The organism is Bacteroidota bacterium (assembly GCA_039821555.1).
In the GTDB taxonomy this organism is placed as follows: Bacteria; Bacteroidota; Rhodothermia; order Rhodothermales; family Rubricoccaceae; genus JBCBEX01.
Genome location: JBCBNX010000056.1, coordinates 1 through 855, shown reverse-complemented (window position 1 = coordinate 855; position 855 = coordinate 1). Strand labels below are relative to the sequence as shown.

At 66.9% G+C, this 855-nt stretch carries 1 pseudogene; it reads right to left on the bottom strand.

Annotated features, from left to right (window positions below):
* Window positions 1-16: 16 nt before the first annotated feature.
* Window positions 17-786: pseudogene (locus tag AAFU51_18830) on the bottom strand (IS5 family transposase).
* Between the last annotated feature and the right edge of the window lie 69 nt (window positions 787-855).

Genomic DNA, 855 nt, shown 5'->3' with positions numbered 1-855 from the left:
CTAGGCCGCGTTGACATTAGGCGAGCAAGAGTAGCGTCGACACCACGTGCACGAACGCCAGATAGTTGCGCCCCGTCTGCTCGTAGCGCGTCCCCACCCGCCGATACCGCTTCAGCCGACCGATCAGCCGTTCCACTTGATTGCGCTCCCGGTAGAGCTCGCGGTCGAACGCAGGCTTCAGCGAACGCGCTCCACTCGGCTTGATCACTGCCTGGATCCCTCGCGCGGCCAACGCCCCCCGGATCGCGTCAGAGTCGTAGGCGGCGTCGGCCAGCAACGCCTCGGCGGTGAGTCCTTCTATGAGCGGGAGTGCCGTGCGACTATCGGCACTCTGCCCCGGGGCCAGCGCGAAGCGGGCCGGATTGCCGAGCGCGTCACAGGCCACGTGCAGCTTGGTCGAGAGCCCACCGCGGCTGCGCCCCAAGGCCTCACGCTGGGCTGCTAGCTGGCTGCTAGCCCCCTTTTGCGTCCGCGCGAGGCGTCCTGGTGGGCTCGGAGGATCGTGGAGTCGACCATGAGCCATTCGAGATCGGGGTCCTGTACGGCCTCGAAGAGCCGCTGCCAGACGCCCTTCTTGCTCCAGCGGTTGAAGCGCACGAAGACGCTATTCCACTTGCCGAAGCGCTCGGGGAGGTCGCGCCAACGGCCGCCGTTGTTGGCGACGAAGAGGACGGCTTCGAGGAAGAGGCGGTTGTCGCGGGCGGTGTGCCCTCGGTCGCCGGGCTTACCCGGCAGCAGAGGCGCGATGCGGGCGAACTGTTGGTCGGTGAGGGTGTGTGCGGGCATGAGCAGCGAGGGTTGGTTGCTACTCATATCGGCTCGCCCGCGACCGACTCAAATGTCAACGCTCCCTAG